This is a genomic window from Streptomyces sp. JLBG701 (genome assembly GCF_058544905.1).
In genome coordinates this window covers 625,779-638,893 of record NZ_CM178588.1, presented here as the reverse complement: position 1 = coordinate 638,893, position 13,115 = coordinate 625,779, and the positions used below count along the sequence as shown (strand labels likewise).

Genomic DNA, 13,115 nt, shown 5'->3' with positions numbered 1-13,115 from the left:
GACCGCCGACCAGCGGCGAACTGATCGGCGGTCGGTGAACTGCGTTACTCGGCCGGGGTGTCGGTGTCGCGGCCCTCGACATGGGCCCGTACCTGCTCCGGCGTCATATAGGCGTCCGTGTACTCGAAGTCCTTGAGCTTGGCGGGCTTGCGGGACTGGAAGCCGGTGCGTACGAAATCGTCTCCGGCGATCGCGTTGAGCGTCCAGTTCGTCGCCACGCGGACCTTGGCGACGTTGGTTCGCAGCGCCGCCCAGTGGTAGCCGCGAGCGGCGAACTGGGCGGGCAGGCCGCGCAGTTCGATGCCGAGCGGCTTGGAGACGGCGTCCTTGCCGCCGAGGTCGACGACCAGACCGAGGTCCTTGTGGACGTACGGTTTCATCGCCTGGCCCCGCAGTGTGGCGATGACGTTGTCGGCGACGAGCGGACCCTGCCGCATGGCGTGCTGCGCGGTGGGCGGGCAGACCGCACCCTCCTGTCCCTTGGCCTCGTCGGGCACCGCGGCGGCGTCGCCGAGCGCGAAGACACCGTCCTGGCCCGGCAGGTTCATCTCGGCGGTGACCGCGAGCCGCCCCCGGACGGTCTCCGCGCCGAGCGTGGCGATGAGCGGACTGGCGGCCACACCGGCGGTCCAGATCAGGGTGCGGGTCGGAATCACCCGGCCGTCGGTGAAGGTGACCTCCTCGGGCCCCGCCTTCTCGATGGAGACGCCCAGCGAGATGTCGATACCGCGCCGGGTCAGGATCTGCTGCGCGCTGCTGCCCAGCTTGTCGCCCAGTTCCGGCATCAGCTTCGGCGCGATGTCGATGAGATGCCACTTGATGAGCCCCGGGTCGATACGGGGGTAACGCTTGACGGCGGCATGGGTGAGCTTCTGCAGACACGCCGCGGTCTCGGTACCGGCGTAGCCGCCGCCGACCACCACGAACTGCAGCCGGGAGGCGCGCTCCGCCGGGTCCTGGCTGGCGTCGGCGAGATCGAGCTGCGAGATGACGTGGTCGCGGATGTAGGCGGCCTCCGCGAGCGTCTTCATGCCGTACGCGTTGTCGGTGAGCCCGGGGATGTCGAAGGTGCGGGTGACGCTGCCGGGGGCCAGCACGATGTAGTCGTACGGCTCATTGACGATCTGGTCGGTGATCGTGCGGATGACACAGACCTTGGCCTTGAGGTCCACGCCGATGGCGCCGCCCGGAATGATCCGGGTGCGGTACTTCTTGCTGCGGCGCAGCGAGACCGCGATCGACTGCGGTGTCAGGACGCCGGAGGCGACCTGGGGGAGCAGGGGAAGGTAGAGCTGGTAGGCGAACGGCGTCACCAGGGTGACGTCGGCCTCGTCGGGGGAGAGCTTGCGTTCCAGGCGGCGTACGCACTCCACTCCCGCGAAGCCGGCGCCGACCACCAGGATCCTGGGTCGTGTCACGATGTTCATCCCTTCTGCGGCTCCAGGAGGTCTGCCTCCACGCCGTCCGCCTGCCCTGGATCGCGGCAGGCAGACGAACGCGTGTGCACCAGCATGCCCCGGCGAGTGCGCCGGCGCGCACGGGAAAGGTGAAGATCTGGAGTCGGGGGCGGATCACCCGCGCGCGTCGTAGGGTGCTGCGCATGGGGGAGACACAGCCCGCTTCGGGCTTCCACACCGACAACATCGCCGCCGAGAGCGTGGCGGGCCTGGTGGCCGTCCTGGACGCCCAGGAAGCCAACGCTGGCGTACGACGGCTGCGGGCATGGGCGCACCAGGCGCTGGCCGTCCGCCGCGGTGAACGCGCGATCGACGTCGGTTCCGGGACGGGCTCGGAGACCCGGACTCTGGCCGCCGCGGCCGGCCCCGACGGTGCGGCACTCGGTATCGAACCCAACCCCGGACTGCGCACGGTCGCCGTCGAGCGAGCGGTCGTGGCAGGCAGCCACGCCCTGTTCGGGGAAGGGGACGCGCTGGCGCTGCCCGTGCCCGACGCCTCCGTGGACGTCGTGTGGTGCGAACGGGTGCTTCAGCACCTGACGGAACCCGAGAAGGCGGTCGCCGAGATGGCGCGCGTGCTGCGCCCCGGCGGGCGGGTCGCGCTCCTCGACACCGACTGGGCCACCACCATCCTGCACCCGGGCGACCCCGAGATCATGGCGGCACTGGCCTCGGGCGCGCTCACCGGCGCGGCCAACCCCTACGCCGGACGCCGGCTCGTCGGCCAGCTGAGCGCCGCAGGCCTGGTGGTCGACGACCGGGGCTCGCAGGCGCTGCTCCAGGACCACAGCTCGGTCTCCTGGCCGCTGATCCACATGCTGGGCGACTCCGCCGTACGCCGTGGCCTGCTCACCGAGGCCCAATGCGACCGCGCCTACGCCGACCTGGGCGACGCCGCCGAGCGGGGTGCCCTGCACATGTCCGTGACGATGTTCGGGGTCGTCGCCCACCGTCCGACCTAGACCCCGCCCGGCTTCAGCGGAAGACGTTGTCCGAGTCGTCCCAGCCGGTCAGCTCGTCCAACGCGTTCTGCCGCGGGGATCGCGAACGTGCCTGGTACATCGCGTCGATCTCGAAGGCGTAGTGCCGCACGATCGCGTCCCTGCGCAGCTTCATAGACGGTGTCAGCAGCCCGTTGCTCAGGGCGAACGGCTCCTGGAGCACCCGGAACACCCGGATGGACTCCGAGCGCGACACGGCACTGTTGGCCGCCGCCACGGCGCGCGTGATCTCCTCCCGCAGCGCGTTCTCCTCCCGCGCCTCCCGGCTCGGCGTGTCACTCGGCGCGTCCAGCGCCCCGCGCCAGTGCGCCAGGAACTCCGGATCCAACGTGATCAGGGCGCCCACGCACGGCCGGTTGTCGCCGACGACCACCGCCTGATGGATCAGCGGATGCATCCGCAGCCGCTGCTCCAGGGCGGCCGGGGCCACGCTCTTGCCGCTGCTGGTGACGATGATGTCCTTCTTACGGCCGGTGATCGAGAGATACCCCTCGTCGTCCAGCCGCCCGATGTCCCCGGTGGCCAGCCAGCCGCCGTACAGCGCGGCCTGGGTCGCGGCGGGCTCGTTGACGTACCCCTGGAACACCGACGCGCCGCGCACCAGGATCTCCCCGTCGTCGGCGACCTGGATGTCCACGCCCGGCAGAGCCTTTCCGACGGTTCCGGACTTCTCCCGGCCCAGCGGCTGCATGGTGATCCCGCCGCTGGTCTCGGTGAGCCCGTACCCGTCGTTCACATAAACGCCGATGCCCTCGTAGAACAACGACAGTTCGCGGTTGAGGGGCGAGCCGCCGGACGTCGCCCGGACCACCCGGCCGCCCAGCGCCGCCCGCAGTCTTCGGTACACCGTCCGCTCGTACAGGGCGTGTTGCAGTCGCAGATCGAAACCGGGACCCGACCCCCTGCCCAGCCGCTGCCGTTCGAGGCCGGCGGCGAAGTCCCGTGCGGTGTCGGCCGCGCGTTCGAACAGCGCGCCCCGGCCGGCCTGTTGGGCTGCCCGGAGAAAGTTCTTGTACATCTTCTCGAAGACCGACGGAACGGCGTAGAAGTACGTGGGCCGAAGCGTCCGCAGCGCCGACGACAGCGCCTCCTCGCTCAGGTCCGGTTCATGGCCCATCAGCAGCCCGCCGCGCATGCACAGCCCCTGGATCATCAGGCCGTACACATGGGAGAAGGGCAGGAAGGCGAGAATGACCGGCTGCTGCCCCGCAGGCGCCGCCGTCTGGCTCCAGCCCGCGAGCAGCGTGTCGCAGGGGCTCGCCAGACTGCGATGGGTCAGCGCACACCCCAGGGGATGTCCCGAGGTACCCGAGGTGTAGGCGATCACGGCCGTGGAGTCCGGCATCACGATGCGTCGCAGCGAGTCGACCGTGGTGAGCGGGATGAACTGCCCCCGTTCCACCAGCTGGTTGAGCGCTCCCGCGTCCAACTGCCAGACATGCCTAAGCTGCGGCAGCCCGGCACACACCGGGCCGATCGTCATGATGCCCTGCTCGTCCTCGACCACCACGGCCACGCAGCCGGTGTCCCTGAGGATCCACTCCACCTGGTCGCGTGACGCCGACGGATAGATCGGAACGACCTCGGCTCCCACCGCCCAGAGCGCGTAGCTCAGCACCGTCCACTCGTAGCGGGTACGGGCCATGATCGCGACGCGGTGACCCGGCTTGATCCCGGACGCGATCAACCCCTTGGCCAGATCGGCGACTTCGTCCCGCAGCTCGACCGCTGTCACCTGCTCCCACGTGGAGGAAGCGGCATCGGGGCGGCGCGCGATGAGGGGGACGGTGGGGTTCCGGATCGCCAACTCGAAGATACTGTCGGCGAGTCCGCCGGTCAGGGGCGGGGCGGTCGGTGGAGCGAGGGCGAAGTCGCGCATGCGCTGCTCCTGAGTTGTACGGGGTGTGACTCTGCCGATGAGTACCGTTATCGACGGTGCTCGAATCTAGCCCAGGTACGAGCGAATCGTGCCGAGAACTGAGAAGTCGCCCCCGCCGCCCCTACCCGTCCCATCCCTGGGGCTCCGCCCCAGACCCCGCTCCTCAAACGCCGGAGGGGCTGAGTTGTTCAGCCCCTCCGGCGTTTGAGGACGAGGCCCCTTCAGGGCCGAAAGGGGGGTCTGGGGGCGCAGCCCCCAGGGATGGGACGGGTAGGGGCGGCGGGGGCGAGAAACTAAGCCGGTCGGAGCCACACCGTTGCCAGGGGCGGGAGCGTGAGTTCGATGTGGTCGTCTTCCGGTTTGAGGGGGTCGGGGTTGGTGACGTCGCTGCCGCCGTACGCAGCTATGTCGGTGTTCAAGGTCTCGTGCCAGGCCGGGATGTCGTCGGGGGCGCCTAGGCGGTAGTCGTGGCGCACGACTGGCGAGAAGTTCGACACTGACAGGAGTGGGGTGCCGTCCGCGTCGAAGCGCAGGAACGCGAAGACGTTGTCCTCCGCCGCGTCGCCGACGATCCACTGGAAGCCCGCCGGATCCGTGTCGCGTTGCCACAGCGCCGGGGTCGCGCGGTAGACGGTGTTGAGGTCGCGGACCAGGTCACGCACGCCCCGGTGGTCGGCTTCGGCGCCATACGCGGGGTCCAGGAGCCACCAGTCGGGGCCGTGGGTCTGCGACCACTCCGCGCCCTGGGCGAATTCCTGGCCCATGAAGAGGAGTTGTTTGCCGGGGTGGGCCCACATGAAGGCCAGATACGCGCGGTGGGTGGCCCGCTGCTGCCACCAGTCACCCGGCATCTTCGACACCAATGACCGCTTGCCGTGGACGACTTCGTCGTGCGAGATCGGCAGCACGTAGTTCTCGCTGTAGGCGTACACCATGGAGAACGTCATCTCGTTGTGGTGGTACTTGCGGTGAACGGGTTCGTGGGCGACGTAGCCGAGCGAGTCGTGCATCCACCCCATGTTCCACTTCAGCCCAAAACCCAGCCCACCGCTGTCAGTCGGCCGAGTCACCCCGTCCCAGGCCGTGGACTCCTCCGCGATCGTCACAACACCCGGCGCCCGCCGGTACACCGTCGCGTTCATCTCCCGCAGGAACGCGGCCGCGTCCAGATCCTCCCGGCCACCATGGACGTTCGGCGTCCACTGCCCCGAGTCACGCGAGTAGTCGAGGTAAAGCATGGAGGCGACGGCATCGACCCGCAGCCCGTCGATATGGAACTCCTCGCACCAGTAAACGGCGTTCGCCACAAGGAAGTTGCGCACCTCCACGCGCCCGAAGTCGAACTCGTACGTCCCCCAGTCCGGATGCTCCGCACGCCGCGAGTCACCGGGCTCGTACAGCGGATCCCCGTCGAAACGGGCCAGCGCCCAGTCGTCCTTCGGGAAGTGCGCCGGAACCCAGTCCATGATCACGCCGATACCGGCCCGGTGGAAGGCGTCGACGAGGTATCTGAAGTCGTCCGGGGTGCCGAGCCGTGCGGTGGGCGCGTAGAAGCCGGTGACCTGGTAGCCCCACGAGCCGCCGAAGGGATGCTCCGTGACCGGCATCAACTCCACGTGCGTGAAGCCCAGGTCCTTCACATATGAGGGGAGTTCCGCAGCGAGTTGACGGTACGTCAATCCCTGACGCCAGGACGCCAGATGGACCTCGTAGACAGAGAAGGGCGCCTCGTGCACCGGGGTGTCCCCGCGCCGCGCCAGCCACTCCCCGTCCCCGTCGCTCCACTCGTAGTGGCTGGCCGTGACGATGGACGCCGTCGCGGGCGGCTCCTCCGTGCGCCGCGCCATCGGGTCGGCCTTGAGGAACCGGCCGCCGTACCGTGAGGTGATCTCGAACTTGTACCGGGCGCCCTCACCAATCCCCGGCAGGAACAGCTCCCACACCCCGGACGAACCGAGCGACCGCATCGGAAACGCCGTGCCGTCCCAGAAGGTGAAGTCCCCGGCGACCCGCACCCCTTGAGCGTTCGGCGCCCACACCGTGAAGCGCGTGCCGGCCACGCCCTGGTGGGTCATCGGTTCGGCGCCGAGCGCCCGCCACAGCTGCTCGTGCCGGCCCTCGCCGATCAGATGCAGATCCACCTCACCCAGCGCCGGCAGGAAACGGTACGGATCGTGTACCTCCTGCTCGCCGTCGTCGTACGAAACCAGCAGCGTGTACGCGGGGATCGCGTCGAGCGGCAGTACGGCGGAGAAGAAGCCGTCGCCCTCGGAGGCGAGCCGACCGCGCTCACCGTCGACCACGACACTCACGGCACGGGCGTGCGGGCGCAGCGTCCGGAAGGTGATTCCGCCCGGGACCGGATGCGCGCCGAGCAGGGCGTGCGGGTCGTGATGCGCGCCGGAGAGCAGGCGCTCACGGTCGGCCGCTACCAGGGGAGCGGCCCTCGGTGGGAGCGGGCCGGACGGCTCGGGGAGGGAGGTGTCACGCAGGGCCACGGGTTCAGCCTCCTCTTACGGCGAGCCGCTCGACGGCTGCCATCGGCACCGGCAGCCAGTCCGGGCGGTGTCGCGCCTCGTACAGGACTTCGTAGATCGCCCGGTCGGTCTCGTAGGCGCGCAGCAGCGCGTGTTTCTTGCGCGGGTCCCAGCCGGCCCGGGCGGCGTAACCCGCGCAGTAGGCCTCCCGGCAGCGGCGTGCCCATTCCGGACGCCAGGGGCGGCGCTGCCGGGCCGCGTAGTCGAAGGAGCGCAGCATGCCGGCGATGTCGCGCACCGGGGACTGGGCGCCGCGCCGCTCGGTGAGCGGGCGGGACGGCTCCCCCTCGAAGTCGATGACGAACCACTCGCGTCCGGCCCGCAGCACCTGCCCGAGGTGCAGGTCGCCGTGGATGCGCTGGGCGGGCGGCCCGGTGTCGCAGCCGGTCAGCGCGTCGAAGGCGGTGCGCAGCCCGGCGGCGAAGGGCCGGAGCGCGGGCACGGAGTGCGCGGCCGCGTCGAGGCGTTCGGCCATGGCCGCCGCCGTACCGCTGGTTCCGTCGCCGCCGCCGGTGGGGAAGGCCGTGGCGAGCGCGAGGTGTACGTCGGCCGTGGCCTGCCCCAACTCCCGCGCCTGTGCGGCGAAGTCGTCACCGACGGCCAGCGCGTGCAGCGCCAGCGTCCAGCCGTCGGACGCGTCACGCAGGAACGGCTGGAGCACGCCGAGCGTCGCCTCCCGCGGTTGCGTCGTCCGGAACCATGCCACCGGGGCGGGTACGCGACGGCAGCCTTGCCCGGCCAGCGCACCCGGCACCTCCAGGTCGGGATTGACACCGGGCTGGATACGGCGGAACACCTTGAGGATGTACGCGTCGCCGTACACCAGCGAGGAGTTGGACTGCTCGGCGTCGAGCAGCCGCGGCGGCAGGCCGGCCGGCACCCGTGCGGACGGGTCCGACTCGAAGTGCAAGGGGCCCGCCGTGCCGGGGCTTCGCAGCCGATCGAGAAGCAGCTCGGCCGATCGCGGGTCCTGCAGGGCGTCGTAGATCAGGAGCCCGGCCAGCGGGCCCTCGGTCGCGCGGCCGATGAGTGCTCGGCCGAGGCGCGGCGAGAGGTGTTTCCGTACGCCGAGGAGGAGTTGGTAGCAGTCGCCGGACAGGGGAGTGCCGCCGGGGGTGGGGACCCCCGCGTGACCGGCGTGGACCAGCACGTGAAGGCAGCCCGGGTACAGCTCTGTCATCGACAGCAGGCCGAGCTCCGTGACGGGCCTGTCCTTGCCCGCGAACCAGCGCTGACGGGGCAGCCACTCGCGCAGCAGCCCGTCGAGCGAGGCCATGGGCCGGGTGAGGTCCGGACCGCTCGTGCGGAGTGATGCGGTCTTCGGCATGGTGACGCGTCCTTTCGTCGGCGCATGCTCAAAGTCGTCGGCCGATGCGGGATGCGACTCGGGTGAGCCGGAACCAGTAGAAGCCGTGGCCCCCCAGCGTCAGCAGGTACGGCAGTTCACCGATGGCGGGGAAGCGGACCCCGCCGAACAGCTCGACCGGATGCCGGCCGCTGAACTCGCGCAGGTCCAGCTCGGTGGGCTGGGCGAAACGCGCGAAGTTGCTCACACACAGGACGAGGTCGTCCCCTCCTTCCTCATTCGAGGGGGCCTCGCGAAGGAAGGCGAGTACCGCCGGGTTGGACGACTGGAGCTCGGCGTACGAGCCGAGTCCGAAGGCCGGATTCTGCTTGCGGATCTCGATCATCCGCCTCGTCCAGTGCAGCAGCGAGGACGGGGATGACATCGAGGCCTCGACGTTGGTGACCTGGTGGCCATAGACGGGGTCCATGATGGTCGGCAGGCAGAGGCGGCCCGGATCGCACGTGGAGAAGCCCGCGTTCCGGTCCGGTGTCCACTGCATCGGTGTGCGTACGGCGTCGCGGTCGCCGAGCCAGATGTTGTCGCCCATGCCGATCTCGTCGCCGTAATAGAGAATCGGGCTGCCCGGCAGCGACAGCAGCAGAGCCGTGAACAGCTCGATCGTGTGACGGTCGTTTTCGAGGAGCGGGGCCAGGCGGCGGCGGATGCCGATGTTGGCGCGCATGCGGGGGTCCTTGGCGTATTCGGCCCACATGTAGTCGCGTTCCTCGTCGGTGACCATTTCGAGGGTCAGCTCGTCGTGGTTGCGCAGGAAGATGCCCCACTGGCAGTGGGAGGGGATGGCGGGGGTCTTGGCGAGGATTTCCGAGACCGGGTAGCGGGATTCTCGGCGTACCGCCATGAAGATCCGTGGCATGACGGGGAAGTGGAAGGCCATGTGGCATTCGTCGCCGCCGGAGGCGTAGTCGCCGAAGTAGTCGACGACGTCCTCGGGCCACTGGTTCGCCTCGGCCAGCAACACCGTGTCCGGATACATCGCGTCGATCTCGCTCCGGACGCGCCTGAGGAATTCGTGGGTCGCCGGAAGGTTCTCGCAGTTCGTTCCCTCGGCCGCGTACAGGTAGGGCACGGCATCCAGGCGGAAGCCGTCGATGCCCAGGTCCAGCCAGAAGCGGAGGGCGGCCAGGATCTCCTCCTGGACCGCCGGACTCTCGTAGTTGAGGTCGGGCTGGTGGGAGAAGAAGCGGTGGAAGAAGTACTGCTTGCGGACCGGGTCGTAAGTCCAGTTGGACGCCTCGGTGTCGACGAAGATGATTCGCGCGTCCTGGAACTGTTTGTCGTCGTCGGCCCACATGTAGTAGTCGCCGTAGGGGCCTTCGGGGTTGGCGCGGGACTCCTGGAACCACGGGTGCTGGTCGCTGGTGTGGTTCATGACGAAGTCGATGATGACGCGCATGCCGCGCTGGTGGGCGGCGTCGACGAATTCGACGAAGTCGGCGAGGTCACCGAACTCGGGCAGTACGGCGGTGTAGTCGGAGACGTCGTAACCGCCGTCCCGGAGGGGGGATTTGAAGAAGGGCGGCAGCCAGAGGCAGTCGACACCGAGCCATTGCAGGTAGTCGAGTTTGGCGGTGAGGCCCTTGAGGTCGCCGACGCCGTCGCCGTTGCTGTCCTGGAAGGAGCGCACGAGGACTTCGTAGAAGACGGCTCGTTTGAACCAATCCGGGTTCCGGTCCTTGGCAGGCGTGTCCTCGAAGGTGTCCGGGACGGGCTCGTTGACAGTCATGGCGTGCGTGACCCTCCGTTCTGCGGCGCCGATCGCCGGACGTGAAGCACGTGCGCGGGCGCCCGGCCGGGTTCGAGGCGCACATAGTTGGTGCCTCCCCAGTGGTAGGTCTCACCCGTCAGTTCGTCGTGCACGGACATGGATGCGTGCACGTCCAGGCCGAGTTGCGGCATGTCCAACGAGACCGTCGCCTCCTGGGTGTGGTGAGGGTCGAGGTTGGCGACCACCAGGACGGTGTCCGACCCCGTGCGTTTGCTGTAGGCGATGAGAGCGTCGTTGTCGGTCCGGTGGAAGCGGATGTTCCTGAGCCGCTGCAGCGCGGGATGGTCCCTGCGAATCGCATTGAGCCTCGTGATCAGAGGGGCGATGCTACGTCCTTCTCGTTCGGCGGACTCCCAGTCGCGGGGGCGGAGTTGGTACTTCTCCGAGTCGAGGTACTCCTCGCTGCCCGCCCGCAGTGGCGTGTTCTCGCACAGCTCGTAGCCCGAGTACACACCCCAGGCCGGCGAGAGCGTCGCGGCCAGCACCGCGCGCAGCTCGAAGGCCGGGCGGCCGCCGTCCTGGAGGAACTCGTGCAGGATGTCGGGGGTGTTGACGAAGAAGTTCGGACGCATGTAGGCGGCCGTCTCGCCCGACAGCTCGGTGAGGTATTCGGTGAGCTCCTGCTTGGTGTTGCGCCAGGTGTAGTAGGTGTACGACTGCTGGAAGCCAACCTGCGCCAGGGTGCGCATCATCGCCGGGCGGGTGAAGGCCTCGGCGAGGAAGATGACGTCGGGGTCGGTGCGGTTGATGTCCGCGATGACCCGCTCCCAGAACGCGACCGGCTTGGTGTGCGGGTTGTCGACGCGGAAGATCCGCACGCCGTGTGCCATCCAGTGGCGCAGCACGCGCAGGGTCTCGGCGATCAGTCCGTCAAGGTCCCGGTCGAAGGCGATCGGGTAGATGTCCTGGTACTTCTTGGGCGGGTTCTCCGCGTAGGCGATCGTCCCGTCGCTGCGGTGATGGAACCACTCCGGGTGCTTGTCCACCCACGGATGGTCCGGGGAGCACTGCAGCGCGAAGTCCAGCGCCACCTCCAGGCCGAGGCCGGCTGCCTGGCGTACGAAGTGGTCGAAGTCCTCGATGGTGCCCAGCCGCGGGTGGATGGCGTCGTGCCCGCCCTCCGGCGAGCCGATCGCCCACGGCACCCCGACGTCCTGCGCGGTGGCGGACAGGGTGTTGTTGGGGCCCTTGCGGAAGGTCGTCCCGATGGGATGGATGGGCGGCAGGTAGACGACGTCGAAGCCCATCGCGGCGATCGCCGGCAACCTGCGGGCGGCGGTGCGGAACGTGCCGTGCGGCACCTCCGCAGTCCCCTCCGAGCGGGGGAAGAACTCGTACCAGGACCCGAACAACGCCCGCTCCCGCTCCACCAGCAGCGGCAACGGCTCGGAGGCGGTCACCAGCTCCCGCAACGGATGCCGCGCCAACACCGCATCCACATCCGGAGTCAACGCCGCAGCAAAGCGGGTCGCGACCGGTAGCGAGTCGTCGCGCAGGGTCTCCGCCGCGGCCAGGATCGCCGCACGTGCCGCGCCCTCCGGCACGCCCGCCGCCACCCGGTCGTACAGCTCGGCGCCTTCCTCCAGCACCAGCCCGGTGTCGATGTCGGCCGGAATCTTGATCAGCGCGTGCCGTCGCCACGTGGTCACGGGGTCGCCCCAGGCCTCCACGGCGTACGTCCAGCGGCCCACCGCGTCCGGGGTGACCTCGGCACCCCAGCGGTCGGTGCCGGGGGCCATTTCGCGCATCGGGGTCCACGGGCCGGGGCGGCCCTGCGGATCCCGTAGGACGACGTTCGCGGCGACCGCGTCGTGGCCCTCGCGGAACACGGTGGCCGTGACCCGGAACGTCTCGCCGGCGACTGCTTTCGCCGGGCGTCTGCCGCACTCCACGGCGGGCTGGACGTGTCGTATGGGAATGCGGCCGATGGCCGGGGTCGGGCTCATGGGTTTCACCTCCGCCGTGCTCGAAGCCGGGCCTGGTGGCCCGGCCGTTGGTCGAAGCTGCGCCGGAAGGCGACTTACCTCCCCGCGGGGGAACGCCGTTCGACGGGCGGGCCCCGTCGCCGGGCGCCGCCGGCACGAGGCCGGCCGTTCTGTTCCCGGAGGTAGGTGGTCAGGCTGGTCCGCAGATAGCGTTCGGCGGCGTCCGCGGCCTCACGAGCGCAGCGCTTCCCCATCAGCACGCACAAGGTGTAGCCCGAGTCCTCGAAAGTGGCCCGCACTTCGCGGTCGGCGGGGGTCGCGAGCATGACGCGTTCCCACGCCCGGTACCGCCGCAGATGCCGGGCCACCTCTTCTTTGGCGGGGAGCAGCATGGCGCAGTCTCACCTTCTGGATCGAGGCCGCGACAGACGGTTCGAGGCCTTCACACATGGTGCACGTGCGACGACGCAGCGTCTTGTTGGAGCTTCAACTACCTCGGGTGTGCGCTCGTGTTGCACGAATGGCGTAGCGCTCTCACTCTGGAGCTGACTCAGAAGCGATCAGTGCTCACGCTTTGTGTTCGGGGCCAGGCCCGCTGGGGGCGAGGAGAAGCGAGAGCTTCGCCGTGAGGAGCCAACGAAGATGAAGACCGCAGTGCCTTGCTACTACCACCTCGACGTGGAAGTCAGCCCGGACCGGGTCGGACAGGTCAGGCGCATCCTGGCCGCTCACCTCAGGCTCTGGGACCTCGAAACCCTCGTCGACCCCGTCTGCCGTGGCGCGGAATTGCTGCTGCGGGCCATAGACGAGCACGCGACGGACAAGCACACCTCCATCGAGATGTGGTGGAACGGCCAGCACCTCATCACGGCCGTCGGCGACGACAACCGCGACCTGCGCCCCGACACGGACCTGCGTGCCTGTCTGGCGCGCATCGCCGCGATGAGCGACGGCTGGGGATGCTGCGCCACGGACACCGGAAGCAAGGTCATCTGGTTCTCGCAGCGGGCCCGCGCGGGCGCACGTGTCCCGCTGGTCCCGATCGCACCGGCGCCGAGCCTGCGGGAGGTGCGCCAGCTGCCCCGCGCGGTCCCGGCCGCCGTTCTGACCGGCCAACCGGGCGCGGCCGACGAGGTCCTGGAGGACGCGCGGTGACCCCGAAGTCACAGCGCAAGGCCGAGG

The 13,115-nt window shown here is 69.4% G+C and carries 9 protein-coding genes; 2 read left to right on the top strand and 7 right to left on the bottom strand.

Features of this window, described 5'->3' with window-relative positions; translation table 11 throughout:
- Positions 1–44: 44 nt before the first annotated feature.
- Positions 45–1,427, bottom strand: coding sequence for an NAD(P)/FAD-dependent oxidoreductase (locus AC5DRG_RS02980; RefSeq protein WP_491807826.1), 1,383 nt, complete (start codon positions 1,425–1,427; stop codon positions 45–47).
- Between the two features lie 173 nt (positions 1,428–1,600).
- On the opposite strand from AC5DRG_RS02980, the gene AC5DRG_RS02975 reads away from it, so the two are divergent.
- The gene (locus AC5DRG_RS02975; RefSeq protein WP_491807825.1) at positions 1,601–2,419 is read left to right on the top strand and encodes a methyltransferase domain-containing protein; all 819 of its coding nucleotides are present in this window, start codon (positions 1,601–1,603) and stop codon (positions 2,417–2,419) included.
- A gap of 13 nt (positions 2,420–2,432) precedes the next feature.
- Here AC5DRG_RS02975 and AC5DRG_RS02970 read toward each other — a convergent pair whose 3' ends face one another.
- The 6 genes from AC5DRG_RS02970 to AC5DRG_RS02945 form a co-directional block, all read right to left on the bottom strand.
- Entirely contained in the window at positions 2,433–4,337 is a 1,905-nt protein-coding gene (locus AC5DRG_RS02970; RefSeq protein ID WP_491807823.1) for an AMP-dependent synthetase/ligase, read from the bottom strand.
- 293 nt (positions 4,338–4,630) lie between these two features.
- Complete coding sequence (gene glgB / locus AC5DRG_RS02965) at positions 4,631–6,835, bottom strand: 1,4-alpha-glucan branching enzyme (protein ID WP_491807822.1); 2,205 nt, start codon at positions 6,833–6,835, stop codon at positions 4,631–4,633.
- A gap of 4 nt (positions 6,836–6,839) precedes the next feature.
- Positions 6,840–8,201 (bottom strand): maltokinase N-terminal cap-like domain-containing protein, encoded by a 1,362-nt coding sequence (locus tag AC5DRG_RS02960; protein ID WP_491807820.1) that lies wholly within the window; start codon positions 8,199–8,201, stop codon positions 6,840–6,842.
- A gap of 28 nt (positions 8,202–8,229) precedes the next feature.
- Positions 8,230–9,966 carry a maltose alpha-D-glucosyltransferase gene (treS, locus tag AC5DRG_RS02955; RefSeq protein ID WP_491807819.1) on the bottom strand — a complete coding sequence of 579 codons (1,737 nt, stop codon included), beginning with the start codon at positions 9,964–9,966 and terminating at the stop codon, positions 8,230–8,232.
- Positions 9,963–11,954 carry an alpha-1,4-glucan--maltose-1-phosphate maltosyltransferase gene (locus tag AC5DRG_RS02950; RefSeq protein ID WP_491807817.1) on the bottom strand — a complete coding sequence of 664 codons (1,992 nt, stop codon included), beginning with the start codon at positions 11,952–11,954 and terminating at the stop codon, positions 9,963–9,965. The genes treS and AC5DRG_RS02950 overlap by 4 nt, the downstream gene beginning before the upstream one ends.
- Before the next feature lie 74 nt (positions 11,955–12,028).
- A complete protein-coding gene (locus AC5DRG_RS02945) occupies positions 12,029–12,325 on the bottom strand; it encodes a DUF5133 domain-containing protein (protein WP_491807816.1) in 297 nt (98 codons plus the stop codon).
- 250 nt (positions 12,326–12,575) lie between these two features.
- Here AC5DRG_RS02945 and AC5DRG_RS02940 point away from each other — a divergent pair, with 250 nt between their 5' ends.
- Positions 12,576–13,088 (top strand): pep a2, encoded by a 513-nt coding sequence (locus AC5DRG_RS02940; protein WP_491807815.1) that lies wholly within the window; start codon positions 12,576–12,578, stop codon positions 13,086–13,088.
- The last annotated feature ends 27 nt before the right edge of the window (positions 13,089–13,115 follow it).